Below are 21,338 nucleotides of genomic sequence, written 5' to 3'. Positions count from 1 at the left end.
ACTGTCCTTAAGCAAGGCCGGGGGTCAGGCAGGGTCATCCTCTGACCCCCGGGTGCTGGCATAGTAGTTTGGTATGCCGGCAAGCTCCCATTGCCCGAAGGGGATGAATCTTCCTGGCCAGGCAATGGTTTGGAATGGCCACTGCCTGATTACCCAGTCAATAACCTCACTCTCGATTAGCTGCGCGCGATCTGCATCAAGGCTGCTGTGTGTCCATAAATAGGCTTCGGCGTCATGTTGGACACTGGCTGAGGGATAAAGGTAGAGGCACCCAAGGCAGTGTTGCTGATCATGCCCCAGCAGGTGATAGGCGAAAGAGCGCCGGTCTGCGAATTCGCGGGCATGCCATGCCAGGTCGGCTTCGTCCATTGCCAGGTCGAGATCGTCTGGTGGCCAGGTATCCCGGGGGCCAAACAAATGCCGGAGTTTTCTGCGGCTGGCGATGACCGCCAGATAGTCCATAGCCACCCATTCGGGACCGGCCGGCACCAGCACTACCTGTTCCCCTTGCCAGCGAGCTGGAACAGCAAAACCTTCGATGGGCAGGGGCCGGAATCCCTCCTTTCGGGCAGCCAGTCCATTTGCCATCCGGTTTGCTTTCTCCATCAGGCCGCATCGCGCCCTTCGTCGCGCATCAGGCGGCGAATATGAATTTCAAGGCGTCGGTAGTCCTCGGACTGCAGGAACGCTTCCCGGTCATTCCGGGGTAGCAAGGCCTTGAAGTCGGTGTGGATCGTCTCTTTCAGCCGCCCTGGATGCCGGGACAGGAAAAACACTACATCTCCCAGGTACAGGGCTTCCTCGATGTCGTGAGTGACCACAAGCACGGTGTTTTGCTCTTTGCGTACCACGTTCAGCAACAGGTCCTGCATTTGCCAGCGGGTTTCCGGGTCGAGTGCGCCAAAGGGTTCATCCATCAGCACCAGCTCCGGATAGTTGGCCAGCGTGCGGGCGATGGCCACACGCTGACGCATACCGCCGGAGAGCTGGTGAGGGTAAGCGTCTGCAAATTTTTCCAGGCCCACGGCACGGATGAAGTGGTCAACCGTGCCCTCGTTGAGGGCGTCCCTGTCACCATTGATTTCCAGCCCGTAGGCCACATTGCTGCGGACGGACAGCCAGGGGAAGGAGGTGTAATCCTGGAACACCATGCCCCGGTCCCGGCCGGGCTGATTGACAGCCCGGCCGTTAAGGGTGATGGCGCCCTCCGATGGTTTCTCAAGGCCTGCCACCATACGCAGCAGGGTGGATTTGCCGCAGCCGGAAGGACCAAGCAGAACCCCTACCTTGCCCGCAGGCAATGACAGCGAAATATCATCAAGCGCCTGGACGGTCTGTCCGCCGGACCGAAAGGTTTTACCAATGGCAGACACGGAGAGACCCTGGGCGGAAAGCATAGCGCTCACTCCTGTTACTGGTCGGATTCGAGGATGGTTTTCAGTGGCGTCATATCCACGCCGGCTTCCATCGGATGGCGTTCGTCAACCAGGCCGAATTTCACCCACCAGTCGGTGACGGTTTCCCAGTGCTCTGTTATCTGACCATTCGGCAGCCCCAGGGGCAGTTCGCCATCGACCAGCCCCATGTATTTGCCGGCCTGGGTTTTGTCGAAGATCCAGATGCCGCCTTTGTAGATCTCGCCGTCTTTACCCAGCACTTTCTCGACATCAGAGATCGGGAAATTCAGGCCTTCGGCAATAATTTTGTTCGCCTCGGCGGGGTTCTCCTTCCAGTAATCCACGGCATCGAAGTATGCCTGCATTACCTTGGCGGCGGTTTCAGGTTTTTCCTCAAGAAACATATCGCTCATGTACATGGCATCGCCCAGTAGCGCCGTCTCTATCCAGCCCGGCTCTTCCGAGGAGGCAACGACGGTTGAACCGGGTAGTGCCTCCAGTGCCTGGGAGCCAAACGGTTCCCAGAATTCAGCAGCGGCGACGTCACCACCTACCAATGCGCCAACCGCGTCGTCCATGATGAGGTTGGTGAATTCAACTTCATTGATGCTGACGCCATTTTCTTCCAGCCATATGCCCATGAAGATCTGGGTCAGGCCGCCTTCCAGCACTGCAACGGACTCGCCTTTCAGGTCCTCTGCCGTTTCAAACCCTGGCGCAAGCACAATTTTGTCGGTGCCGTAGGAGGGGTTGGTGTAGGTCACCATTTTCACGGGCACGTCCTTGTCTGCGGCAATGGGTGCGTACTCCGCGGTGCTGGAAGTAACGTCCAGTGCATCGGCCGACATCAGGCTGAAGCTCTCGTAGGGATCTTCGATAATGGTAATTTCAAGATCGAGATCCGGCGCCAGGTTTTTCTCCTTGGCGATGAACCAGAAGCCATAGCCCGGCCACGAGAACAGTGACATGCGCACCGTTTCCGCCGACAGGGCATTTCCCGAAATCAGGGCAAGCATTGCTATACAGAGACCACGTTTAAGCCAGTCCATTTCGTATTACCTCTTGGGTTGGAAAACACACCGGGAGGAGCGCCGTCATCAGGACTGCGCCCGGCCGAGATAGGGGAAGCATTTGCGGTAGATCAGCCTGAAAAGCACGTCGAAAAGTAGGCCGAGTACGCCAATGGTGACGATGCCCGCCATGATGTCATCGACATGAACGAAGCGTTTGGCCCGCATCATCATGGCGCCTATGCCATCGGTTGCAGCGACGATTTCAGCGATCACCAGATAGGTCCAGCTCACGGCCAGCATCTGCCTGCAGGTATCCACATAACCGGGAAGTGAGTGGCGGAAGAGAACCGTCCACAGAATGATGCGTCGCCCGCCACCCAGGGTTTTGGCGGTTTCGATCAGTACCCTGGGGGTTTGCCGGGTAACGTCAGCCAGCATGATGACCAGGAAGAACACCACGCCCATCAGCAGCAGGGTGATTTTCTGGGTGTCCCCGGTGCCCAGCCACATCAGCAGAAGGGGGATGAAGGCCGGTGCTGGCAGGTAGCGCCAGGCACCCAACAGCGGATTGAGCAAGCTGTCCACCCGGGCAAAGGAGCCCATCAGCAGGCCGATGGGCAGGGCAATCACGATGGCAATGGCAAAGCTGATGACGATGCGGGTCACACTGGATACCACATCGCTGAAGAAGCCTTTTTCCAGAAACAGCTCCTGCAATGAGCTGAAAACGGCTGCGGGCCCGGGATAAAGACGATCCGGTGCCAGATCCATCTGCGAGGTGACCTGCCAGAGCAGGAGAAAGGCAGCCCAGCCCGCAGCGCCCAGAACCAGCCGCTGGCCGGCCGGAATTGACTGGTTGAAGTCGAACCAGTAGTCCGATCGCTTCTGCCGCTGTTTCCCGGTGGGGGTTGCCGGAATCATCGCTTGCTGGGTCGCTTTATCAGAGAGCTTTGCCGTCATCAGGGTAACCTCAGAAGGCCGTCAGGAAACTGAGGCCGTAAACCGGAACGGCCTTTCCATCACTCAGCGCCTCGGGCACTTCGACCTGCCCGTAGGTTTCTGCGTAGATACCGTCAATGCGGTTGCGATGATAGCTTTTGATCTGCCCTTTCAGACCCACCGTGCGGTTATAGGGTGAACCGAACAGTTCGTTGTGAAGCGCTGGCAGCTTGTACCAGGGCATGGTCGGTTTGGCGTGGTGCGCATTGTGGTAGCAGAAGTTCAGCACCAGCAGGTTGAGTACCGGCCAACGTCGTGAAATCAGGTTGCTGTAGGTATTGTCCTGCTCGTATGCCTTGTCGCCTTTGTGGGGCAACTCCGCATTCGGATCATTCAGGTTGACCACGATTTCGTAGTTGTGCTGATAGGCATCAAAGAACCGCAGCACCATGAGCATCAGCATGTAGGCGAGAGCATAGAGCGCCACCGCCTTTACGCTCCACATGGCCAGAGCCACCAGCAACGCCACCCGGGTGAGCAAGACACCAAGAAGGCGTTTTTTCAGGGAGCTGGTGCCAATCCGGGTAAAAGGCGCCATCATCAGCACGGCGTGCATCAGGATGTCGACGGCGGGGATGTAGCACCACTCCAGGGCGAAGACCAGTTTCTCGGTTCTGGGGTGGGCTTTCAGCCATGCCCGATAGTCGAACGAGATGGGGTCGGCGTTATCCACATGATGGCGCATATGCTTGTAGCGCAGATCCTCGTAGGTGCCATAGCTACCGCCGGTGATCCAGTTCAGCAGTTTCCCCAGACGGGTATTGTGTTCAGTCTTTTTGAAGATGGCGTTATGGGCGCAGTCGTGCACCAGATAGGCGGCAATCACCATGCCGTGGGCGCAGGCGAGCACGCCGATGGCCGGCAGTATAAAGCCAGTCTGGCCCATGAGCAGCCAGCCACCGATGTAAGTAGTGAGTATGTAGGCCAGGACAAGCGTCAGCGGCCATACACCGTCTGAATGGCGAAGATGCTGAGTGATGTTGGGCATGGTCCTGCAGTCTCCTTGGTTCTGAGCGATCAGGCTCTAGGCAATTTTGGAAGTTTTGGCGGTGGAGGACTGCCAGCGACCGAAGTGCGCAAGCTCCTCTTCCCCGATCCAGCGATTGAGAGACCAGAGATCCGCAATTGGTGCGCGGGTAAATGGCAGCAGGTGCAGGTAGCCGTCGGTTCCGAATTCAGGCGTCATGTAGCTGTAGTCGAGACCCCGTTCGAACTGTGACTGCCACACCGCTTCCCAGCAGGCCTGGTGGGATGCCAGTGCTTCGGCATACTCGGGAGCAGCGGGGTGCGGAACCTGGGGGCCCTGGTCGTATCCGACACGGGAGTGAATGTGGCGCGCCTGCTGCGCCGTGCGCACAATGCAGTCCCACTCGATATGGGGCAGGCGTTCACTGACCACTGCCCAGTGGCTGAAGTCACAGGTCACGTCGATGTGGGGTACTTTCTCCAGAATGGCTACCGTGTTCCATGGGCTGAAAAAACTGCGGCCCCGGTGGGTTTCAAAGCTCACGGCGATGCCGAGTCTGTCAGCGATATTCTGGGCTTCAGAGAAAAAACGCACCGAGTCGTCAATCAGCCAGGCATCGCAGCCGCCCATGACATTGACGAACTCAGGCTTCAGGCCGGTTTGTCCGGCGCTGCGAAGCTTGGACTCGAAGTCCTTCAGGTGCTCTTCGATACTGGCATCGCGCCGCGGGACGTAGCTGCCGGTGGTGCAGACTTCCTGAATCCACAGAAGGTTGTTTGCGGCCAGAGTCTCACCGAAGGTCTGCGCCTGTTCGCTGGTTTCGGGTACCGGGGCCTCGATGCCGTCAAATCCGGCTTCGTTGACCTTGTCAACAGCTTGCGCCAGCGAGCCTTCGTGTCCCCAGAGGGTTTTGAAGCGTTTCAGGTGCACAGGTGACTCCTTTACAGTTCTGAGAGGTAACTGGAGTCTTCTTTGCAACCGTTATGCCATGAGCCCGGAAATGCTTTAAATATACAGGCTGGCATGTAAAGTGGAGGGGGCAGGGATGGTTATCTGGCGGGTTTCGTGGTGATGATTGGTGCAGTTGCACACGGGTGGTGCGCAATCAGCCTGCTATCTGTGACTGAGCAGGCCGATGCGCATTCCGGCTCAGACCGGTGCCACTCCGAAGAGCCATTGATGCGCCCAGAGCACCATTACTACATACACTCCAAGGCCACCGATAACAGCAATGGCATCGTTGGCTTTATTGGCTGGTAGCGTGGTAATGGGCCTTTGGGTTCTGCGCTTCATGGAAATGCGATCAACCACTGCCCATGCCAGGAAGGAACCGAACAACAGAACATCATGCAGCATGCCGTTGGCCAGCAGGTGTGCCAGTGCCCAGAGCTTGACCGCTGCCAGCATAGGATGTCCCAGCTTGTCCTTGATCTTGCCCGGAAAGTAGGTGGCGAACAGCAAAGGGAAGACCGGGACCAGAAGCAGCATCGACAGGTGCCTCAGCCATCCAGGCGGTGTGTAAATCACAGTCGGGTCAAGCCGTGCCGCACCATAGCCCCATATAATCAGCAGTAAACCAGCCAGGGAAGCCAGTGAGTAGAGCCCCTTGAAAGCCGCCTCTCCGAGGGAGGCATGCAGGCGATTACGCAGAGGTTCGTTGATGATGGATAGCGAATGCACGCCAAGAAACAGAATCAGGCCAGCGATCAGTGTAGTCATTCGCGAAAGCTCCTTTTTGCTCTGGTGGTCGGGCCGGGCATCCTCCGATGACCCGTTTCTGGAAAACTCCGTTAGTATAGTCACATCATGGAGGGCCAGATGAGTATGCGTGCGTCTGCCAGGGGTGTTGTTTTTGTTCTGGTGGTGTTTTTCACTACCTTGGGCTGCTCGTTCAGGCCCCATGCCGTGCAGGCGACGGATCAGGAGAGTGGTGCCCGGGCATCCAGGCTTTATGTGGTGGATCATGGCTGGCATGTTGGCATAGCCATGGCTGCCGAAACACTCGAAGCTGCCATTCCCGGCCTGGAAGAGCATTTCTCCGGGGCCCGGTTCTACGAACTGGGATGGGGCGACAGTGGCTACTACCCGGCCCGGGAAACAAGCGTGGGTATTACGCTGAGGGCTGCACTCTGGTCCCGGGGAACGGTGGTTCATATAGCAGCATTACCGGTTTCGCCTGACGAGTACTTCGCAGGAATCGAGGTTCTGGATACCTGTATGAATGCGGCTGAGGCTGAATCGGTAGCGGCCTATCTGTCCGACAGTATAAAGCGAGACGAGGATGGAAACCTGCTGAACCTGTCGTCAGGGCTCTATGGCAAAAGCCGGTTTTTCACGGGTGAGGGAAGCTACCATTTGCTCAACACCAGTAATAAATGGGCGGCAAAGGCGCTTAAGAGCGCTGGTATGGACATACTGCCCACGTTCAAGCTGACAGCGGACAGCGTCATGGATCATGTCCGGGAGAATCGGGTCGCCTGTGATAATTCCGTCGGGTAGAAATAACCGACCCCGACAGGCAATGGTTGTGGCGACATGACATTCCTCCATGAACCATCCCGGAAGAAGATTCTGGAGGAATGTTCTGCTGCCTGTTGCGTTTACCTTCAGGCCGCATTGGCTTTGCGCCACGCCAACTCGTTGGTAATGGTGGCCTTGGGCTGCAGCATGGCAAAGTCCAGGTCCGCGATGGCCTTGCCATCTTTCAGACGCTGCACAAAGTCCGGGTTGGCCAGTGCTTTTTTGCCAACCGCCAGAAGTGCCTGTGGGAACTGCTGGGCCAGTGACTGGCTGTTGGTTTCATCGATTCCGCCATTGATCACCAGTTCCACGCCACCGGTTTCCTGAACAACGCTTGCGAGACTGTGCTCGCTGCCTTCGAATGCCGGCTGATCCACGCCACCGTCAGTGGTGTGGATGAAATCCGCACCGGCGTCCCGAACTGCCGTTACGATCTGGCGGAACCCGTCCTCGCCCTCTGGCAATCGGTATTCAGGGTCGGTCACCGTGCCCTGTGACAGGCGGATGCCTACGGGATAATCCGGGCCAACCGCGTCGCGTACTGCCCTGACCGTTCCAATGACGACTTTCAGGCGATTGGCCAGCGCTCCGCCGTAGCCATCCTTGCGATGGTTGAAGTGTGTGCTGAGAAACTGATTGAGCAGGTAGCCGTTTGCACCGTGCAGCTCGATCCCGTCAAAACCCGCGGCCTTGGCGTTGGCTGCTGCTTTGGCAAAACCTTCGATCGCAGCCCGGATGTCCTCTTCGGTCATCGCCATGGGCAGGGTCCAGGCGGTCTGGTCGCCATAAAACCCGAGCGGCTGGCCCTTGGGGCTCACGGCGCTGGGCGCCAGCGGCTGATCGGTGAAACGATTGGCCTGGAACTGCGCTCCGGCGTGCATCAGCTGGATGACGATTTTGCTGCCAGCGGCGTGAACCCGATCCACAACCGTTTTCCATCCTTCGATCTGCTGATCGTTAATAATGCCCGGTTGATTGGCATAGCCCTGACTTGCCAGTTCATCGGTGTAGGTACCTTCGGTAATGACCAGTCCGAAACCGCCTCTGGCATAGGCTTCATAGTGATCGGCCATCAGCCCGTTTGGTGTGCCGTCCGGGTCTGCACTGGTGCGGGTCATCGGGGCAAGGGCGAACCGGTTGTCCAGCTTCATGCCTGTAAAGGTAGTGGGCTGTGTCAGGTTGCTCATAGTTAATCCCTCAAGAAGTAACTGGGTTGATAGGTGTAGATGATCCTCGCTGCCAGCAATTCCTGAAAGCGGAGAATAATGAAGTAAACATTCAATTTATTCGATCAATGCAGGCTGCTGCCGGAACAGCCTCGATTGGCAGGGCCTTTTACCCTAGCCTCTCGAAGCCTCTCAGGCTTGTGTCCTGCCTGCTGATTGAGAGATGCTGGACGCCTGACATGTCTCTCTTGGCGAGCCTATGTGTTTGAAAGTCAGCGCCTGTTTACGAGGAATACAGTATGAGATCGGTTGCACTGCTCGATGGTGGTCTCGGCCAGGAAATCTATCGGAGGGCTCGTAGTGTCAGTTCTCCGCTCTGGTCGGTGGCGGTCATGCTGGAGCAGCCGGAGGTTGTCACGGAGGTGCATGCGGATTTTATCCGCGCCGGGGCCCGGACCCTGTCGCTGAACACCTATGCGGCCACACCAACCCGCCTGCGCAGGCAGGGGATGTACGAACAGATGGCGGAGGTTTACCGGCACGCATTTTCTGCCCTTGACCTTGCTATCGGTGCGGCGGGCGCAGAGGTGGATATTGCGGGTTGTCTCGGCCCACTGACCGGAAGCTATCAGGGCCAGCCCGATCGCACTTTCGAGGATCTGAAAGACGAATACGCCGAAGTGGTCGGTTTGCAGGCTGGCGCCGATGTATTCCTGATCGAAACCATGACCAATACTCTGGAAGCCCGTGCCGCCTGTGCCGCAGCCAGTGAGCCGGGCAAACCCTATGGTGTGGCCTTTCGTCTCGAAGAGGACGGCAGGCTCAAGTCAGGTGAAACCCTGGCCGAAGCTGTCGCAGCAGTGAGAAGCTACGCGCCCACCGCGATCATGCTCAACTGCTGCGACCCTGAGGTGTTGACCGCCAGTATGCCGGAGTTGGCGGATCTCTATCCGCGTGTCGGAGGTTATGCCAATGCCTTTGAGTCGGTGGCCGCGGTAGCCGGTGGTGGTCTGGTCGACACCCTGCAAGCGAGGGCGGATATCTCTCCGGATGCCTATGCTGCGCAGGCCCAACAGTGGCTCGCGGATGGTGCGGTAGTGGTGGGTGGTTGCTGTGAAATTACACCGGTGCACATCCGCCATCTGGCAGACAGGCTCGGAGACAGGTACCGGTTTATCCGTTTTTCCGATCTGGCCTAGGTCCGCGACAGCGGATTCCTGAACGTATATCATCCGGCACCTGTACCACCGGATTCACAAGGCGCCCATGAAGTTTCCAAAAGTCACTGTTGTACTGGTATCCGCAGCCCTGTTGTTTGTTCTCTGGGAACAGACCCGGGAACAGCCGGAAGCTGTTGATGCCAGCCGTTTTACCAATCTGGCCGCCAATCCGGTTGAGCGTAGTGTTGCCGTGGACTGGGTGATCACTCAGATTCCTGCCCTGTGTGAAGATGCAAGCGGGCAAAGCCGTGGCGCTGATGCATACGAACAATGCGTCAGCCGGAGCGAAACCCGGACATCCTCCTGCCGGCGTGCGCTCTATGACAGATTCCCGAGTGTGATAGCCTCGGACGACCTGTTCCGGGATCTGTCCCTGTCTGCGATGAATTGTCTGGTTCCCCGTTCCGGAGTGGTTGAATAGTATGTCTGAAGATCCCCTCAAGGCCCTGTCGGATATGGCCAGTGATGCCCATGCCCGAATCCAGGCGACCCACCAGCACATCAACCCGGTGGTGGAGGTGCGCCGCGGCATGCGTGATGCCGGCATTCCCGCCGATGTGATGACCATCGACTGCCTGCGCACCCGCCGGCGTATAACGCTCATCCTCCATGATGAACAGCCAGGTGTTCTGCTTTACCAGTTTGTCACCATCGAAGACGAGGTGGGGAATGACTTTCAACAGATGGCATTGTCCGAGGTGGACACAGCAACGCTGTTCAAATGGATTGAGGACTACTTCGGCTGAACCCCCGGCCTTACCGCTTGAAGAACCTGGGATTACGCTCGATGAATGAATCGATCCAGCGTTCCAGGAAGGATCGCTCATCCGGATTCTTTAGGTAGCGCCAGCCCAGCAGGGAAATTACCAGCGCACCGATGCCATCAACGATGAGATCCCACATGGTATCAGTGAGGCCTGAAGGGTCGCCCAGCATGGGCTTTTGCATGTTCATGCCAAAGAGCGAGTCCATGGTGAACTCGAATATCTCCCACAGCGCACCCACACCCAGCGCAAACATGAAAGCGAAGAAGGCCACAAAGCCGGGTTTCATGTGCACATGGATTTTCTCGGTTTCATTCATGATGTGCACCAGCAGAAAACCCAGTATGCCCAGCAGAAAGCCCGACGTGGTGTGCAGCGCCATGTCCCACCACCAGAAGCGGGTGTAGTAATCCCGGATCTCCCCGAGAAACAGGGACGCAAATACGAACCCGATGGCCGCAAGCTGGAGCTCTGGCGGAATATGAATCCGGAAGCGGCGCTCAAACAGCAACGGGAAAAACGTGATGGCAATGATCATTGCGGTCAGGAACGCGGTAAACCAGCGCTGTCCCCAGATCGCGACGACGGTTTCGGCCAAAAGGATCAGTTGTAGTGCAATGGTGATTCTTTGGTGCGTGATACGAACGCGCATAGTTTAGAGGCTCAGGAAATCAGTGTGTTAACGGTATCACATCCTGGTGGATGGTTGCCGTTGGTTTCCCTGTGGCCGTGTCTGTTGATGATTTAACAGGTGAGCCGGGACACAATTTTCTACACGAAAAGTTTTCGGTCATTACGGTGTTCGGGGCTAGGATTAAACAGTAGAACGCTCTAATAATAAAAGAGGAATTCCCGATGACCAACCCAGCGGTTGTCTGGTCATGATCAGAGCGCGGGCTTGTTGTTGTCTGATTGTCCTGCCGGTCGTTATTGCCTGGAATACAGTCCTGGCGGACACGGAAACCGTTTCCGTTGACGATTCATCACCGGTAGCGGCGCAGTTTGAAGTCTGGGAAGACCCTGAAGGCAAGGCGAGTGTGGAGGAGGTTACCGAACTGCCTGACAGCCACTGGCAGTCTGTGCCAACCGGCAGTGAGACCTTTGGCATCACTTCGTCTGCTTACTGGTTGAGGTTCACGGTGGAGAACGCCACCGGGGACCCACTGAATCTTCTCGCCGAGCTGGCCTACTCTCAGCTGGACGACGTGGTGTTTCATGTTTTTCTGGATGGGAAGCAGGTCAGGGAGTTCAGAACCGGCGATACCCGGCCTTTCTATCCCCGGGAGATTGACCACCCGTCGATGATGCTGAGGTTTGGTCTGCAGCCCGAACAGGTCAAAACCATTTATGTAAGGGTCAGAACCGAAGGTTCCATGATCCTGCCACTCAACATCTGGCGCGAGAGTGAGTTTTTTGGTGCTGCCTCCGGTGAGCAAAAGCTCCATTTTTTCTATTACGGCAGCCTGACGGTCATCATCCTGATTAATCTTGCTGTATTCCTGACTCTCCGCGAAAGACTGTACCTGTATTACGCGCTTGCGATTGCGGGCTACCTGCTGTTTTTCGCGTCCATCAAGGGGTACAGTTTCCAGCTTCTGTACCCTCAGTCTCCGGAGATTCATGCCCGGGCGCTGCTTGTTTCGATGCCGGTTCTTGCGCTGTTCTCGGTGTTGTTCTGCCGGGCCCTGCTCAGAATTCCTTCCCATAGCCCGAAACTGGATATCGCCATCCGGGTAATGATCGGTTTTGAAGTCATCAACTTCGTTGCCGCACTGACTCTGAGCTATAACGCAGCCGTCATGTTGTCCGCCGTGTCCGCCCTGTTTTTCTTTTCGCTGTTGTTTGTGGCCGGCCCTGTTACCTGGGCTGCGGGTGTTCGGGCCGGTGCCTTTTTCACCATTGCCTGGACACCACTGACCATTGGCGTGCTGGCCACGGCAGGGCGGGCCCTGGGGTTCTTCCCGGAAAACTTCATGACCGAGCACGCCATGCAGATCGGCTCTGGACTGGAGGCATTCATCCTCACGCTGGCATTGGCGGATCGCCTGTATCGTGAACGCGAAGAGAAAATTCGTGCTCAGGCGGACGCCCTGCGCGAGGAGAAGGCGCGGAACGAGGCTCAGAACCGGCTGAATGAAGCGATGACCCATGATCCGGTCACCGGGCTCCCCAACCGGAATCGCTTCGAGTGGATGGTAAACAGACAGCTTCAACAGGACCCTGAGGGCCATTACATGGTGGGGGTAGCACGAATTACCCGCCTGGATGAAATCAACCGTACCCTTGGCCTCAATCGCAGTGACCGGTTATTCCAGGGCGTGGCGAACCAGATGACCGAGCTGGCGGACAAATTACCGTTCCTTCATCGGGTCCCGGATAGCCACGGGAGACAGGAGCTGGTATATCAGTTATCGGGTGATACCTTCGGTTTGCTGGTGAACACCAGCATGGTCAACGACAACTTTGAAAGCCTCAACAGGGCGCTCAAGAAACTGACAGAGCCGGTTGTACTGGATAACCTTGCTATTGAACTGCATCCCCGGTTCGGAGCAGCGAGTTATCCCGAGCACGGGGATAACGCAGCCATGCTGATCCGCAATGCCCATGTCGGCATGGAAATCACTCCCCATGGGCGTTTTGAAACCGGGTTTTATTCCGAGAAATACGACATCTATAGCGAAAGCCGGCTGACGCTGATGTCCGATCTCAGGGAAGCCCTGCAGGCAGAGCATACCCAGCTCTATTACCAACCGAAACTCTGCCTCGAAAGCGGCCAGGTAATCGGTCTGGAAGCGCTCATTCGATGGAATCATCCGCAACGTGGCTGGATTCTCCCTGCGGATTTTATTCCCCTGGCAGAAGAAACCGGCGTGATCACACAGTTGACACGGTGGGCGATTGAGCGGGGAATCGGCGACCTGTCGGGGCTGTTGGACCGCCATCCGGAGGTAACCATATCCATCAATATCTCGGCCCGGGACCTGGTATCGGGAGAACTTGAGGGAGTGATATCTTCTGCTCTTCAGCGCCATGGGGTCAGCGCGCAAAACCTGACCCTGGAGCTGACTGAAACTGCGGCCATGGAAGACCCCGAACAGGGCCTGGCCGAATTGCAAAGGCTTGCGGGCACAGGGCTCAAAATCTCCATTGATGATTTTGGTAGCGGGTATTCCTCGCTCTCCTACCTGAAGCAGCTGCCGGCAACGGAGCTGAAACTGGATCGGTCACTGATTGACGATATCATGACCAGTGAGGGTTCACGGGTCATCGTTGAAACAGCCGTCAACATGGCTCATAGCCTTGGTTATCATATCGTTGCCGAGGGGGTTGAAGATGATCAGACTGCCCGGTTACTGGGGGAGCTGGGGTGTGACAGAATCCAGGGGTTCTGGTTCTGCCGGCCGCTACCGCTGCGTGAACTCAGGGAGTGGCTGGTGCAGGCTGAGTAATGGCAAACGAGTTCTGACACCTCTGGGGCGAGCCCTGCTTCTCTCCGGCACCACGGTCGTCAGCGCCACCGTGCTTGCGGAGTCCGGTACGGACCAGTGTATCGTCAGCGAAGTTCAGCCAGAGTCTATTGATCTTGACCAGCCCCGGGACCAGTTGGCTCGCCAGGTTGATCTGGTCATACCCGAGGGGGCGCGGATCGGCAGTGTTCGTATTGTTCGCCGCCCGATTTTTGATGTCAGCGACCCGGAACAGGACAACCTTATCTATCGCACCCTGAATGCACTCAATACACCCACCTGGGAGTCGGCTCTGCGCGCTCAGCTGGTATTCGCTGAGGGAGATGTGTATGAGCCGGAGGCCATCGCTGAATCCGAACGTATTCTTCGCCAGCGCGAGTATCTGACTGCTGCCTGGGTCGGTGTCACCCGGGTGTGCGGGGATGAGGTGGAGGTCAGTGTTCTGGCGCGTGATACCTGGACTCTGCTGCCCACGGTTGGCGGTTCGCGATCCGGTGGCGAAAACACCACCAATACCGGGCTCTCCGACCCGAACTTTCTTGGTTCGGGCAAGAGCGCGGGGGTTTCCTGGACAAAGGATCCTGACCGTACCGAGACCAGCCTTTATTTCGATGATCCCAATGTTCTGGGCTCCCACTGGCAGGCGGGTTTTTCCTTCGATGAGCGCAGTGATGGTCGTGGCCGGGGTGGTTATATAGAGCGCCCGTTCTTCAGTGAACGTACAGACTGGCGATTCGGTCTCAGGGGCGAGGATGATGTTCGTGAGCAATCCCGTTTCGTAGGCGCAGAGGCCATTGCCGATTACCGCCGCAGCCGTGAATTTGTGGATATTGATGCTGGCTGGGCGTTGGCCGAGCGCGATGATCGTCAGTGGCGGCTTCTTGCCGGCTATCGTTACGATGCCCAGGCATTCGAACGCCTGCCGGATGAGCCGGAGCTGGATGCGCTGCCGGAGGACCGGACGCTGAGCTACCCCTGGATTGGTTTCGACTACCGTGAGAACCGCTTCCGGGAGATGACAAACCTGACCCAGTTGCAGCGGGTTGAAGACGTTCGGGACGGATTCGTGTGGCGCACGGAGCTGGGTTACTCGTCTCCGGGCCTTGGGGCGACAGAGGACCGCGTCGTGCTGAACATGGATTTTCAGGACGCGCTTCTGGCCACCGAAACCAACTATGCCCGTTACGGGATCAGCCAGAGCGGAAACTATCGGCTGGATGAGAACCGCGTCGAAAATCTTCAGGGAACGCTGAGCCTGGAGTACTTCCATGGCGGGTCGGTGCGCTGGAATAGCTGGTACACCAATCTTTCCATTACCGCAGCCCATAACCTGACTGTGGACCAGCAACTTCTGATCGGCGGCGAAAACGGTTTACGGGGTTATCCCAGTGACTACCAGCAGGGTGACCGGCGCGCGCTCTGGACGCTCGAGCGCCGCTATTTCCCGGACTGGCACCCGTTCAAACTGTTTCGGCTGGGCGGTGTGATCTTTTCAGACGTGGGGCGTGCCTGGTTCGATGACGGACGCAACAGCGGGCCGGATGATGGCTTTCTGAAGGATGTAGGGTTCGGCCTCAGGCTGGCCTCCAGCAGGATCGAGGTTCAGCGAATGCTGCACCTGGATTTTGCTTTTCCGCTGGATGGCGATGACAGTATTGATCAGGTGCAGGTGTTATTGCGGGGAAGAACGAGCTTCTAGAGCTTCTATCGTAAGGTAATATCAGGAGTATTCGATGACAAACAGAGTTGATATCCACTACTGCACAGGTTGCCGCTGGCTGTTGCGTTCGGCCTGGATGGCGCAGGAGCTGCTGACCACCTTCGAGGGCGAGCTGGACTCGCTGGCGCTGCATCCGGGAACCGGCGGCATATTCGAAGTCTGGGTTAACGACACGCGGATCTGGTCCCGGAAGGAACAGCAGGGCTTCCCCGAGATCAAGGTACTCAAGCAGCTGGTGCGGGATCAGATCGATCCCGAGCGCTCACTCGGGCACGTGGATCGTTAATGCCCAAGCAGTCCCAGTACACCCAGAACGATGAGATAGCCTGCCACGATATAGTTGAGCAGCCTGGGGAATATCAGGATGCCTATGCCTGCGCCCAGGCTGATCAGCGGGGCGAGTTCAAGGTGAAGTGTCATACAGCTGGTCTCCTGCAAAAAGGATTATTTTTTGACAAACGCCAGGAAGCCGCCCCCTACAACGGCTGCGGCACCACCAATCAGGTACCACATGGTTTCATCCGTAAAGCGGCCAGTAAGCGATTCCGTGATCTGGTCCCCCACTGATTGTGTGGATTGGTACCCGAAGAACAGAAGGGCAATGCCAACAACCAGTAAAACGAGGCCAATGAGTTTCGTGCTTCCCATTCCAATTTCCTTATAGTGTGCTTGTGGAGCCATGGCTCAAGACTCACAGTAGCCTTGAACATGCGAGTGTAGCAGGTGAATCGGACAGGGTACCTTACCGGAGTGCAACAGTTGATGAATGCGATGACCAATGATGAACTGAACCAGATCCTCGAATTGAATGGCGAGGAGCGATACGACTACTTCCTGAGCCTTGTTGGCGAGGAGCGGGAGATCTGGATTCTGGTGAATGCGGAGAACCGCTTCCTGAAGATCGAGTCGGAGGGCGCTGCCCTGGCTCATTTGCCCGTGTGGCCCGGGTCGGCATTTGCGGCGGAATACGCGAAAGGCACCGGTGACCTCTCCCCGAAAAGTATCTCTCTGCCTGATTTTTTCAGAAAATGGGTGCCCGGTCTGACCAGGGATGGCCTGGAGGTAGGTGTTTTTCCCGGCCATGACGATACCCTCTGGATTACAGAGCCAGAAGAGTTGAAACGCGACCTGCAGGACGAGATGTCAGGCTTCTGAGGGTAGCCAGTTCATGCAGAAGGTGGCAAAGTTCACCACCTCACAAGACAACTTCAGCAAGAGGATATTCCGGTGACGGACCTTGTAAATTACCAGTTGGAAGATGGCGTAGCCACCATTACGATCAGCAACGGCAAGGCCAATGCCCTGAGCCACGAAGTATTTGAGGCGCTGAATCGTGCCTTTGACCGCGCCGAGGAAGACCAGGCAGTGGTCATCCTGACCGGGCAGCCGGGTATTTTTTCCGGAGGCTACGACCTGAAGGAAATGCAGAAAGGCCCCAGGGAAGCCTCCGCTCTGGTCAATGTTGGCTCAAAGTTTTCGCGCCGTCTGGCTGCATTCCCGCTGCCAGTCATCGGTGCCTGCAGCGGTCATGCAATTGCCAAAGGCGCCTTTGTTTTGCTGTCGTTGGATTACCGCATTGGCATTGAAGGGGATTTCAAGCTGGGCCTCAATGAGGTGGCCATCGGCATGACCATGCACCATGCCGGTATCGAGATTGCCCGCCATCGTCTGTCGCCTGCTCATTTCTATCGTGCCGTGGTTAATGCGGAAATCTTCAGCCCGGAAGGTGCGGTCCAGGCCGGTTTCCTGGATGAAATTGTTGCACCCGAGCAGCTCAGGGAGCGGGCGAATGAAGTGGCGCAGCAGTTCAGGAAACTCAACATGACAGCCCACAAACAAACCAAGCTCAAGGCCAAGGCCGGGTATCTCGAACTCCTCGATGACTGTATTCTGAAGGACGCCGAGAAGCTTGGGCTGATGGCGTAATCAGCCGGTACCTGGTTAACCATTCATATTTCAATTTTTTCCGGAAACACAAGCAATGCCAAAAGCAGGTGAGATCAAGAAGAACTCCGCTGTTGAATACGACGGTGGCGTGTACTTTGTAAAGGATATCGAGCGGTCCGTGCCCCAGGGGCGCGCTGGTGGCAGCCTCTATCGCATGCGCCTTTACGATGTTGTAACCGGGTACAAGATCGACCAGACGTTCAAGGACTCGGACATGCTGAACCTCGCGGACCTGGTACGGCGGCCGGCGACGTTTTCCTATTCCGATGGCGACGAGTTCGTTTTCATGGATGCCGAGGATTACACCCAGTACAGCCTGAACCGGGAAGCCATTGCAGAAGAGCTCCTGTTTATCGATGAGGATACACAGGGGCTGATGGTGATTCTGGTGAGCGATGCGCCAGTGGCGCTGGGTTTGCCCCCGACTGTGGATCTTGTGATCGAGGAAACCGATCCCTCCGTCAAGGGTGGCTCAGCAACCGCAAGAACCAAGCCAGCCAGACTGACCACCGGCCTGGTGATTCAGGTGCCGGAGCATATTTCCACAGGCGACCGTATCAGGATCAATGTTGAGGAACGGCGGTTTCTGGGCCGCGCCTAGGTTCGCCTAGCGGAACCTGCCCAGGAATTCCCGGTGTTGCCGCAGCGCACCGCCAGTGCCTGCGGCCCTCAGCCGAACTCTCTGCCCGGGCAGGCATTGCGCAAGCCGCCCGGCGGCCAGGGGTGTGAGGTTGCCCAGGCGAGGGTAGCCGCCAATGGTCTGTCGGTCATTCAGCAGGGCAATGGGCTGGCCGTCCGGCGGTACCTGAACAGCGCCCAGCGAAATACCTTCCGATACCATGGACGTAATGCTGCACTGCAATTTCGGGCCGGTGAGCCTGACCCCCATCCGGTCCGCGCGCTGATCCACCGTCCATTCAGCATTGAATGCATCGAAAAGACTTTTTCCGGTGAAGGCGGCAATCTGCGCGCCAGGGAGCAGATCCAGCGTGACGGCAGCCTGATAATCCGGTTGCTCTGATTCAGGTGCTGTTTGCTCCGCTGGCCGTGGCGCGCTGTCTTCGACAGGTAACACATCGTTTTCCCGCACGCTGTTGCCCTGGCCATCAAATCCGCCCAGTTGCTCCCTCGCTACGCAGGCCACACTGCCCAGTACCGGTTCGGCGCTGAAGCCGCCAGCTACGGCAAGGTAGGCGCGCAGGCCGTTGGTGGGCGTGCCGAAGGTCAGTGTATCGCCTGCCGACAGTGACAGGGTTTGCCAGCGGGGCGCCGCCTTCTGGTTGAGCCTTGTGCCGAGATCAGCGCCGGTGAGGGCAATGACCAGTTCCCGTTCCGCCACCAGCACCAGACCGCCAAAGGTAATCTCCAGCGCCGGAGTGCCCCAGGTATTGCCTGCCAGATGATTGGCCCAGGCCCAGGCGTGAAGATCGGCGGGGCCGCCCTGGGTGACGCCAAGATGGCGAACCCCGAAACGCCCGGCATCCTGCAACAATGCCAGCGGACCGGCGCGGGTTACGCGAAATCCTGGCGTTGGCGCAGACCTCATTGTGACTTCTCCCTTGCGACAGGTGTGGCGTCACCACCCTGATCCTCGAAGGTTGCCTTATCGACCGCCACAAACTGCACCCGGTCGCCCATTTTCAGCAGGCTGAACCCGTCACGATTGCGGTCGAACAGGCGTGCGGAGGTCCGACCTATCAGGTTCCATCCGCCGGGCGTGACCACCGGGTAGGCTGCGGTCTGCTGGCCGGCGATGGCAACACTGCCGGCGGGCACTCTGGCACGCGGAGTATCCAGGCGGGGACAGACCAGTTCCTCATCAAGCAGCCCCATAAAGGCAAATCCCGGGGCAAAGCCCAACGCGAATACACGGTATTGCTGGTAACTGTGAGCATCGATAACCGCCTGCACCGTGATGCCGGATAACTCCGCCACGCGTCCGAGGTCGGGGCCAACGCTGGTGTCGTACCAGGTTGGCAGTTCGTGCAGCTCACCTTCGGCGCCACTATCGACCGGGGTAAGCCGTGCCAGTACACCGGTCAGTCGCTCGCGGGCTTCACAGGGGGGCATCCGGGTGGGATCAAAAACCACCATCAACGTCGTGTAGGAGGGGACCATATCCACCAGCGCATCGCCAAAGGCGATCTCGCAATCGCGGGTCAGGGCCGTCAGCCACAGCAGATTGTTCTCCTCAATGGTGTCGAACAGCCGCACCATCCAGGCATCCAGGCCTGCACGTTCCAGCGCGGGCAACGGCGAGTGGCTCATGAGGCCTCTTTCAGTGCTGTCAGCATCTGACGAATGGCGCGAACCGAAGCCACCGACTCCTCGTTATCCCCGTGCACGCAAAGAGTGTCGGCGGTCAGGATCAGTTCACTGCCGTCGCTGGCCACCAGTGGTTGGCCGGTGGCGATGCGCCTGGCCTGATCAATGATAATGGCAGGGTCGTGGTGAACAGCGCCCGCCTGCGAGCGGGAGACCAGCCGCCCTTCACTGTCGTAAGCGCGATCGGCGAAGGCCTCGAACCACAGGGTGATGCCGTGCTGTGCAGCCAGCTCCCGAATGGCGGTGGTGTCCCGTGTTGCCAGGGTCATCAGCGGCAGGTCAGGTTTGTACGCCAGGATGGCACGGGCGACCGCGGTAAAGATCTCCGGGTCACGGGCCATATCGTTGTACAGTGCGCCGTGTGGCTTCACATAGCGAAGTTCGAGCCCTTCGGCATGACACATGGCGGCAAGCGCCCCGACCTGGTAGAGCACCAGGTTCTCGATTTCCTCCGTGGAACAGGCCACGGAGCGACGGCCAAAACCCACCAGATCCGGGTAGGCCGGGTGCGCACCAATACCCACGGAATGTTCCGCGGCCATACGCACAGTGCGACGCATGACGTCGGGATCGGAGGCATGGAAGCCGCAGGCGATGTTGGCCAGATCCACGTGGGGCATGACTTTGTGATCCAGCCCCATGACCCAGGGGCCAAAGCTTTCGCCCATGTCCGCATTCAGCAGTAATGAAGTCATGATGTCCTCTCTGTCATGGCTGATGACCTATGTTCCGGCTCAGAAAATGTTCGAGCGCTCGTACTGTCTGGGCCACTCGACGTTTTCGGCTTTCAGCGCTGCGGCCGCACGCAATGGCCACGCCGGATCCGACAGCAGTGCGCGCCCCAGAATCACCAGGTCGGCCTGGCCGTTGGCAATAACCGACTCGGCAAGGTCGGGGCTGTGGATCAGGCCGACGGCGCCTGTGGCAATATCCGCCCGCGAACGCACCGACTGTGCCAGAGGTATCTGATAGCCCGGATGAATCGGGATTTGCTGGCGCGGATCATTGCCTCCTGATGAACAGTCTATCAGGTCCACATCGCCCTGGAATCGGAGCAGGGTTGCCAGCCGCACCGTGTCGTCGAGGGTCCAGCCGCCGTCTACCCAGTCGGTACAGGACAGGCGCAGGAACAGGGGCAGGTCGTCCGGCCATTCCTCGCGGACCACGGCAATGGATTCCTGCAGGAAACGGATGCGGTTCTCGAAACTGCCGCCGTACTCATCGGTGCGCTGGTTGCTCAGCGGTGAAAGAAACTGATGAATCAGGTAACCGTGGGCACCGTGCAGCTCCAGTGCCCGGAAACCCGCTTCCCGCGCGCGGCGGGTGGCGGATTTCAGTGATTGCAGGGATTCGGCGATCTCGCCTGTCGACATTGCAGCCGGTACCTGCCAGCCAGAAGCGTAGGGCAGGGCTGAGGCGGAAACCAGGTCCTCCCAGCCACCGGTGTCGGCCCGCAGGGGATGGGATCCTTCCCAGGGGCGGCCGACCGATGCCTTGCGGCCGGCATGGCCAAGCTGGATGCCGGGTACCGCGCCCTGGTCGGAGACATAGCGGGCGATGCGTGCCAGCCGGTCCCTTTGCTCATCATTCCAAAGCCCCAGGCAGTGGGGAGTGATTCGCCCCCGGGGTTCAATGTGTACGGCTTCGGTAAACACCCAGCCGGCACCGCCCGATGCCCGTGCGCCCAGGTGAACGAAGTGCCAGTCATTGGAGAGCCCGTCCTCACCGGAATACTGGCACATGGGTGAGAGCATGATGCGGTTGCGCGCCTCCACGGAACGGAAACGGATCGGCCGGAACATGTGCGGATTCGGGTCGCGGCGGAGAATGCGG

At 58.1% G+C, this 21,338-nt stretch carries 25 protein-coding genes; 10 read left to right on the top strand and 15 right to left on the bottom strand.

The annotated features are described in order from the left end of the window. Positions 1 to 24 precede the first annotated feature (24 nt). From HLUCCO03_RS08745 to HLUCCO03_RS08715, 7 genes are all read right to left on the bottom strand, one after another. Complete coding sequence (locus tag HLUCCO03_RS08745) at positions 25 to 588, bottom strand: hypothetical protein (RefSeq protein WP_155939976.1); 564 nt, start codon at positions 586 to 588, stop codon at positions 25 to 27. A gap of 17 nt (positions 589 to 605) precedes the next feature. After that, on the bottom strand, positions 606 to 1,397 hold the full coding sequence (locus HLUCCO03_RS08740; RefSeq protein ID WP_036197658.1) for an ABC transporter ATP-binding protein: 792 nt from the start codon (positions 1,395 to 1,397) through the stop codon (positions 606 to 608). Positions 1,398 to 1,411: 14 nt separating this feature from the next. Next, on the bottom strand, positions 1,412 to 2,446 hold the full coding sequence (locus tag HLUCCO03_RS08735; RefSeq protein ID WP_027832917.1) for an ABC transporter substrate-binding protein: 1,035 nt from the start codon (positions 2,444 to 2,446) through the stop codon (positions 1,412 to 1,414). 48 nt (positions 2,447 to 2,494) lie between these two features. Further along, entirely contained in the window at positions 2,495 to 3,370 is an 876-nt protein-coding gene (locus HLUCCO03_RS08730) for an ABC transporter permease (RefSeq protein WP_292016670.1), read from the bottom strand. A 10-nt stretch (positions 3,371 to 3,380) separates the two neighbouring features. Further along, positions 3,381 to 4,397: a fatty acid desaturase gene (locus HLUCCO03_RS08725; protein WP_027832915.1), complete on the bottom strand. Its 1,017-nt coding sequence runs from the start codon at positions 4,395 to 4,397 to the stop codon at positions 3,381 to 3,383. A 36-nt stretch (positions 4,398 to 4,433) separates the two neighbouring features. Continuing rightward, the gene (locus HLUCCO03_RS08720) at positions 4,434 to 5,306 is read right to left on the bottom strand and encodes a TIM barrel protein (protein ID WP_027832914.1); all 873 of its coding nucleotides are present in this window, start codon (positions 5,304 to 5,306) and stop codon (positions 4,434 to 4,436) included. Positions 5,307 to 5,525: 219 nt separating this feature from the next. Next, positions 5,526 to 6,095 carry an NnrU family protein gene (locus HLUCCO03_RS08715; RefSeq protein WP_027832913.1) on the bottom strand — a complete coding sequence of 190 codons (570 nt, stop codon included), beginning with the start codon at positions 6,093 to 6,095 and terminating at the stop codon, positions 5,526 to 5,528. A 99-nt stretch (positions 6,096 to 6,194) separates the two neighbouring features. Here HLUCCO03_RS08715 and HLUCCO03_RS08710 point away from each other — a divergent pair, with 99 nt between their 5' ends. Further along, positions 6,195 to 6,875 carry a DUF2459 domain-containing protein gene (locus tag HLUCCO03_RS08710; RefSeq protein WP_197025687.1) on the top strand — a complete coding sequence of 227 codons (681 nt, stop codon included), beginning with the start codon at positions 6,195 to 6,197 and terminating at the stop codon, positions 6,873 to 6,875. A gap of 107 nt (positions 6,876 to 6,982) precedes the next feature. Here HLUCCO03_RS08710 and HLUCCO03_RS08705 read toward each other — a convergent pair whose 3' ends face one another. Beyond that, complete coding sequence (locus HLUCCO03_RS08705) at positions 6,983 to 8,083, bottom strand: NADH:flavin oxidoreductase (RefSeq protein WP_027832911.1); 1,101 nt, start codon at positions 8,081 to 8,083, stop codon at positions 6,983 to 6,985. Between the two features lie 278 nt (positions 8,084 to 8,361). Here HLUCCO03_RS08705 and HLUCCO03_RS08700 point away from each other — a divergent pair, with 278 nt between their 5' ends. The 3 genes from HLUCCO03_RS08700 to HLUCCO03_RS08690 all read left to right on the top strand — a co-directional run bounded on the left by HLUCCO03_RS08700 (position 8,362) and on the right by HLUCCO03_RS08690 (position 10,028). Further along, positions 8,362 to 9,261, top strand: a complete 900-nt coding sequence (locus HLUCCO03_RS08700; protein ID WP_027832910.1) for a homocysteine S-methyltransferase family protein — start codon at positions 8,362 to 8,364, stop codon at positions 9,259 to 9,261. Between the two features lie 67 nt (positions 9,262 to 9,328). Continuing rightward, entirely contained in the window at positions 9,329 to 9,703 is a 375-nt protein-coding gene (locus HLUCCO03_RS08695; protein ID WP_081813586.1) for a hypothetical protein, read from the top strand. A gap of 1 nt (position 9,704) precedes the next feature. Beyond that, on the top strand, positions 9,705 to 10,028 hold the full coding sequence (locus HLUCCO03_RS08690; protein ID WP_027832908.1) for a hypothetical protein: 324 nt from the start codon (positions 9,705 to 9,707) through the stop codon (positions 10,026 to 10,028). Positions 10,029 to 10,038: 10 nt separating this feature from the next. On the opposite strand, the gene HLUCCO03_RS08685 is transcribed toward HLUCCO03_RS08690, so the two are convergent. Next, complete coding sequence (locus HLUCCO03_RS08685; protein ID WP_027832907.1) at positions 10,039 to 10,698, bottom strand: hypothetical protein; 660 nt, start codon at positions 10,696 to 10,698, stop codon at positions 10,039 to 10,041. A gap of 229 nt (positions 10,699 to 10,927) precedes the next feature. Between HLUCCO03_RS08685 and HLUCCO03_RS08680 the strand changes: the two genes are divergently transcribed. The 3 genes from HLUCCO03_RS08680 to HLUCCO03_RS08670 are packed head-to-tail and all read left to right on the top strand — an operon-like array spanning position 10,928 to position 15,519. Next, on the top strand, positions 10,928 to 13,495 hold the full coding sequence (locus HLUCCO03_RS08680; protein WP_027832906.1) for an EAL domain-containing protein: 2,568 nt from the start codon (positions 10,928 to 10,930) through the stop codon (positions 13,493 to 13,495). Beyond that, positions 13,416 to 15,212: a BamA/TamA family outer membrane protein gene (locus HLUCCO03_RS08675; protein WP_292016669.1), complete on the top strand. Its 1,797-nt coding sequence runs from the start codon at positions 13,416 to 13,418 to the stop codon at positions 15,210 to 15,212. Before HLUCCO03_RS08680 ends, HLUCCO03_RS08675 begins: the two co-directional genes overlap by 80 nt. 34 nt (positions 15,213 to 15,246) lie before the next feature. Continuing rightward, positions 15,247 to 15,519 (top strand): SelT/SelW/SelH family protein, encoded by a 273-nt coding sequence (locus HLUCCO03_RS08670; protein ID WP_027832904.1) that lies wholly within the window; start codon positions 15,247 to 15,249, stop codon positions 15,517 to 15,519. Here HLUCCO03_RS08670 and HLUCCO03_RS08665 read toward each other — a convergent pair. Beyond that, positions 15,516 to 15,653 carry a DUF3096 domain-containing protein gene (locus HLUCCO03_RS08665; protein WP_081813584.1) on the bottom strand — a complete coding sequence of 46 codons (138 nt, stop codon included), beginning with the start codon at positions 15,651 to 15,653 and terminating at the stop codon, positions 15,516 to 15,518. The genes HLUCCO03_RS08670 and HLUCCO03_RS08665 overlap by 4 nt on opposite strands. A 24-nt stretch (positions 15,654 to 15,677) precedes the next feature. Continuing rightward, positions 15,678 to 15,881, bottom strand: a complete 204-nt coding sequence (locus HLUCCO03_RS08660) for a DUF3185 family protein (RefSeq protein WP_027832903.1) — start codon at positions 15,879 to 15,881, stop codon at positions 15,678 to 15,680. 123 nt (positions 15,882 to 16,004) lie between these two features. On the opposite strand from HLUCCO03_RS08660, the gene HLUCCO03_RS08655 reads away from it, so the two are divergent. The 3 genes from HLUCCO03_RS08655 (at position 16,005) to yeiP (ending at position 17,781) form a co-directional block, all read left to right on the top strand. Then, complete coding sequence (locus tag HLUCCO03_RS08655; RefSeq protein ID WP_027832902.1) at positions 16,005 to 16,388, top strand: DUF2750 domain-containing protein; 384 nt, start codon at positions 16,005 to 16,007, stop codon at positions 16,386 to 16,388. 72 nt (positions 16,389 to 16,460) lie between these two features. Continuing rightward, positions 16,461 to 17,159 (top strand): crotonase/enoyl-CoA hydratase family protein, encoded by a 699-nt coding sequence (locus HLUCCO03_RS08650; protein ID WP_027832901.1) that lies wholly within the window; start codon positions 16,461 to 16,463, stop codon positions 17,157 to 17,159. Positions 17,160 to 17,214: 55 nt separating this feature from the next. Then, complete coding sequence (yeiP, locus tag HLUCCO03_RS08645; protein ID WP_027832900.1) at positions 17,215 to 17,781, top strand: elongation factor P-like protein YeiP; 567 nt, start codon at positions 17,215 to 17,217, stop codon at positions 17,779 to 17,781. A gap of 6 nt (positions 17,782 to 17,787) precedes the next feature. On the opposite strand, the gene HLUCCO03_RS08640 is transcribed toward yeiP, so the two are convergent. Genes HLUCCO03_RS08640 through HLUCCO03_RS08625 form a run of 4 tightly spaced genes read right to left on the bottom strand, consistent with a single transcriptional unit; the run spans position 17,788 to position 21,307 of the window. Next, the gene (locus HLUCCO03_RS08640) at positions 17,788 to 18,726 is read right to left on the bottom strand and encodes a biotin-dependent carboxyltransferase family protein (RefSeq protein WP_036197654.1); all 939 of its coding nucleotides are present in this window, start codon (positions 18,724 to 18,726) and stop codon (positions 17,788 to 17,790) included. Beyond that, positions 18,723 to 19,448: a 5-oxoprolinase subunit PxpB gene (gene pxpB / locus HLUCCO03_RS08635; RefSeq protein ID WP_027832898.1), complete on the bottom strand. Its 726-nt coding sequence runs from the start codon at positions 19,446 to 19,448 to the stop codon at positions 18,723 to 18,725. The genes HLUCCO03_RS08640 and pxpB overlap by 4 nt, the downstream gene beginning before the upstream one ends. After that, entirely contained in the window at positions 19,445 to 20,200 is a 756-nt protein-coding gene (locus HLUCCO03_RS08630) for a 5-oxoprolinase subunit PxpA (RefSeq protein ID WP_027832897.1), read from the bottom strand. The genes pxpB and HLUCCO03_RS08630 overlap by 4 nt, the downstream gene beginning before the upstream one ends. A 39-nt stretch (positions 20,201 to 20,239) precedes the next feature. Further along, the gene (locus tag HLUCCO03_RS08625) at positions 20,240 to 21,307 is read right to left on the bottom strand and encodes an NADH:flavin oxidoreductase/NADH oxidase (RefSeq protein ID WP_036198244.1); all 1,068 of its coding nucleotides are present in this window, start codon (positions 21,305 to 21,307) and stop codon (positions 20,240 to 20,242) included. Between the last annotated feature and the right edge of the window lie 31 nt (positions 21,308 to 21,338).

The organism is Marinobacter sp. HL-58 (genome assembly GCF_001314605.1).
In the GTDB taxonomy this organism is placed as follows: Bacteria; Pseudomonadota; Gammaproteobacteria; order Pseudomonadales; family Oleiphilaceae; genus Marinobacter.
The sequence above is the reverse complement of the archived record's forward strand: the minus strand, read 5'-3'. Positions and strand labels throughout refer to the sequence as shown.

Coding starts and splice junctions, on each gene's coding strand:
- HLUCCO03_RS08745 (WP_155939976.1), bottom strand. CDS start 588: ATGGCAAATGGACTGGCTGCCCGAAAGGAGGGATTCCGGCCCCTGCCC.
- HLUCCO03_RS08710 (WP_197025687.1), top strand. CDS start 6,195: ATGAGTATGCGTGCGTCTGCCAGGGGTGTTGTTTTTGTTCTGGTGGTG.
- HLUCCO03_RS08695 (WP_081813586.1), top strand. CDS start 9,329: ATGAAGTTTCCAAAAGTCACTGTTGTACTGGTATCCGCAGCCCTGTTG.
- HLUCCO03_RS08660 (WP_027832903.1), bottom strand. CDS start 15,881: ATGGGAAGCACGAAACTCATTGGCCTCGTTTTACTGGTTGTTGGCATT.
- HLUCCO03_RS08655 (WP_027832902.1), top strand. CDS start 16,005: ATGACCAATGATGAACTGAACCAGATCCTCGAATTGAATGGCGAGGAG.
- HLUCCO03_RS08705 (WP_027832911.1), bottom strand. CDS start 8,083: ATGAGCAACCTGACACAGCCCACTACCTTTACAGGCATGAAGCTGGAC.
- HLUCCO03_RS08700 (WP_027832910.1), top strand. CDS start 8,362: ATGAGATCGGTTGCACTGCTCGATGGTGGTCTCGGCCAGGAAATCTAT.
- HLUCCO03_RS08665 (WP_081813584.1), bottom strand. CDS start 15,653: ATGACACTTCACCTTGAACTCGCCCCGCTGATCAGCCTGGGCGCAGGC.
- HLUCCO03_RS08640 (WP_036197654.1), bottom strand. CDS start 18,726: ATGAGGTCTGCGCCAACGCCAGGATTTCGCGTAACCCGCGCCGGTCCG.
- HLUCCO03_RS08715 (WP_027832913.1), bottom strand. CDS start 6,095: ATGACTACACTGATCGCTGGCCTGATTCTGTTTCTTGGCGTGCATTCG.
- HLUCCO03_RS08730 (WP_292016670.1), bottom strand. CDS start 3,370: ATGACGGCAAAGCTCTCTGATAAAGCGACCCAGCAAGCGATGATTCCG.
- pxpB (WP_027832898.1), bottom strand. CDS start 19,448: ATGAGCCACTCGCCGTTGCCCGCGCTGGAACGTGCAGGCCTGGATGCC.
- HLUCCO03_RS08630 (WP_027832897.1), bottom strand. CDS start 20,200: ATGACTTCATTACTGCTGAATGCGGACATGGGCGAAAGCTTTGGCCCC.
- yeiP (WP_027832900.1), top strand. CDS start 17,215: ATGCCAAAAGCAGGTGAGATCAAGAAGAACTCCGCTGTTGAATACGAC.
- HLUCCO03_RS08680 (WP_027832906.1), top strand. CDS start 10,928: ATGATCAGAGCGCGGGCTTGTTGTTGTCTGATTGTCCTGCCGGTCGTT.
- HLUCCO03_RS08725 (WP_027832915.1), bottom strand. CDS start 4,397: ATGCCCAACATCACTCAGCATCTTCGCCATTCAGACGGTGTATGGCCG.
- HLUCCO03_RS08670 (WP_027832904.1), top strand. CDS start 15,247: ATGACAAACAGAGTTGATATCCACTACTGCACAGGTTGCCGCTGGCTG.
- HLUCCO03_RS08625 (WP_036198244.1), bottom strand. CDS start 21,307: ATGTTCCGGCCGATCCGTTTCCGTTCCGTGGAGGCGCGCAACCGCATC.
- HLUCCO03_RS08685 (WP_027832907.1), bottom strand. CDS start 10,698: ATGCGCGTTCGTATCACGCACCAAAGAATCACCATTGCACTACAACTG.
- HLUCCO03_RS08690 (WP_027832908.1), top strand. CDS start 9,705: ATGTCTGAAGATCCCCTCAAGGCCCTGTCGGATATGGCCAGTGATGCC.
- HLUCCO03_RS08740 (WP_036197658.1), bottom strand. CDS start 1,397: ATGCTTTCCGCCCAGGGTCTCTCCGTGTCTGCCATTGGTAAAACCTTT.
- HLUCCO03_RS08735 (WP_027832917.1), bottom strand. CDS start 2,446: ATGGACTGGCTTAAACGTGGTCTCTGTATAGCAATGCTTGCCCTGATT.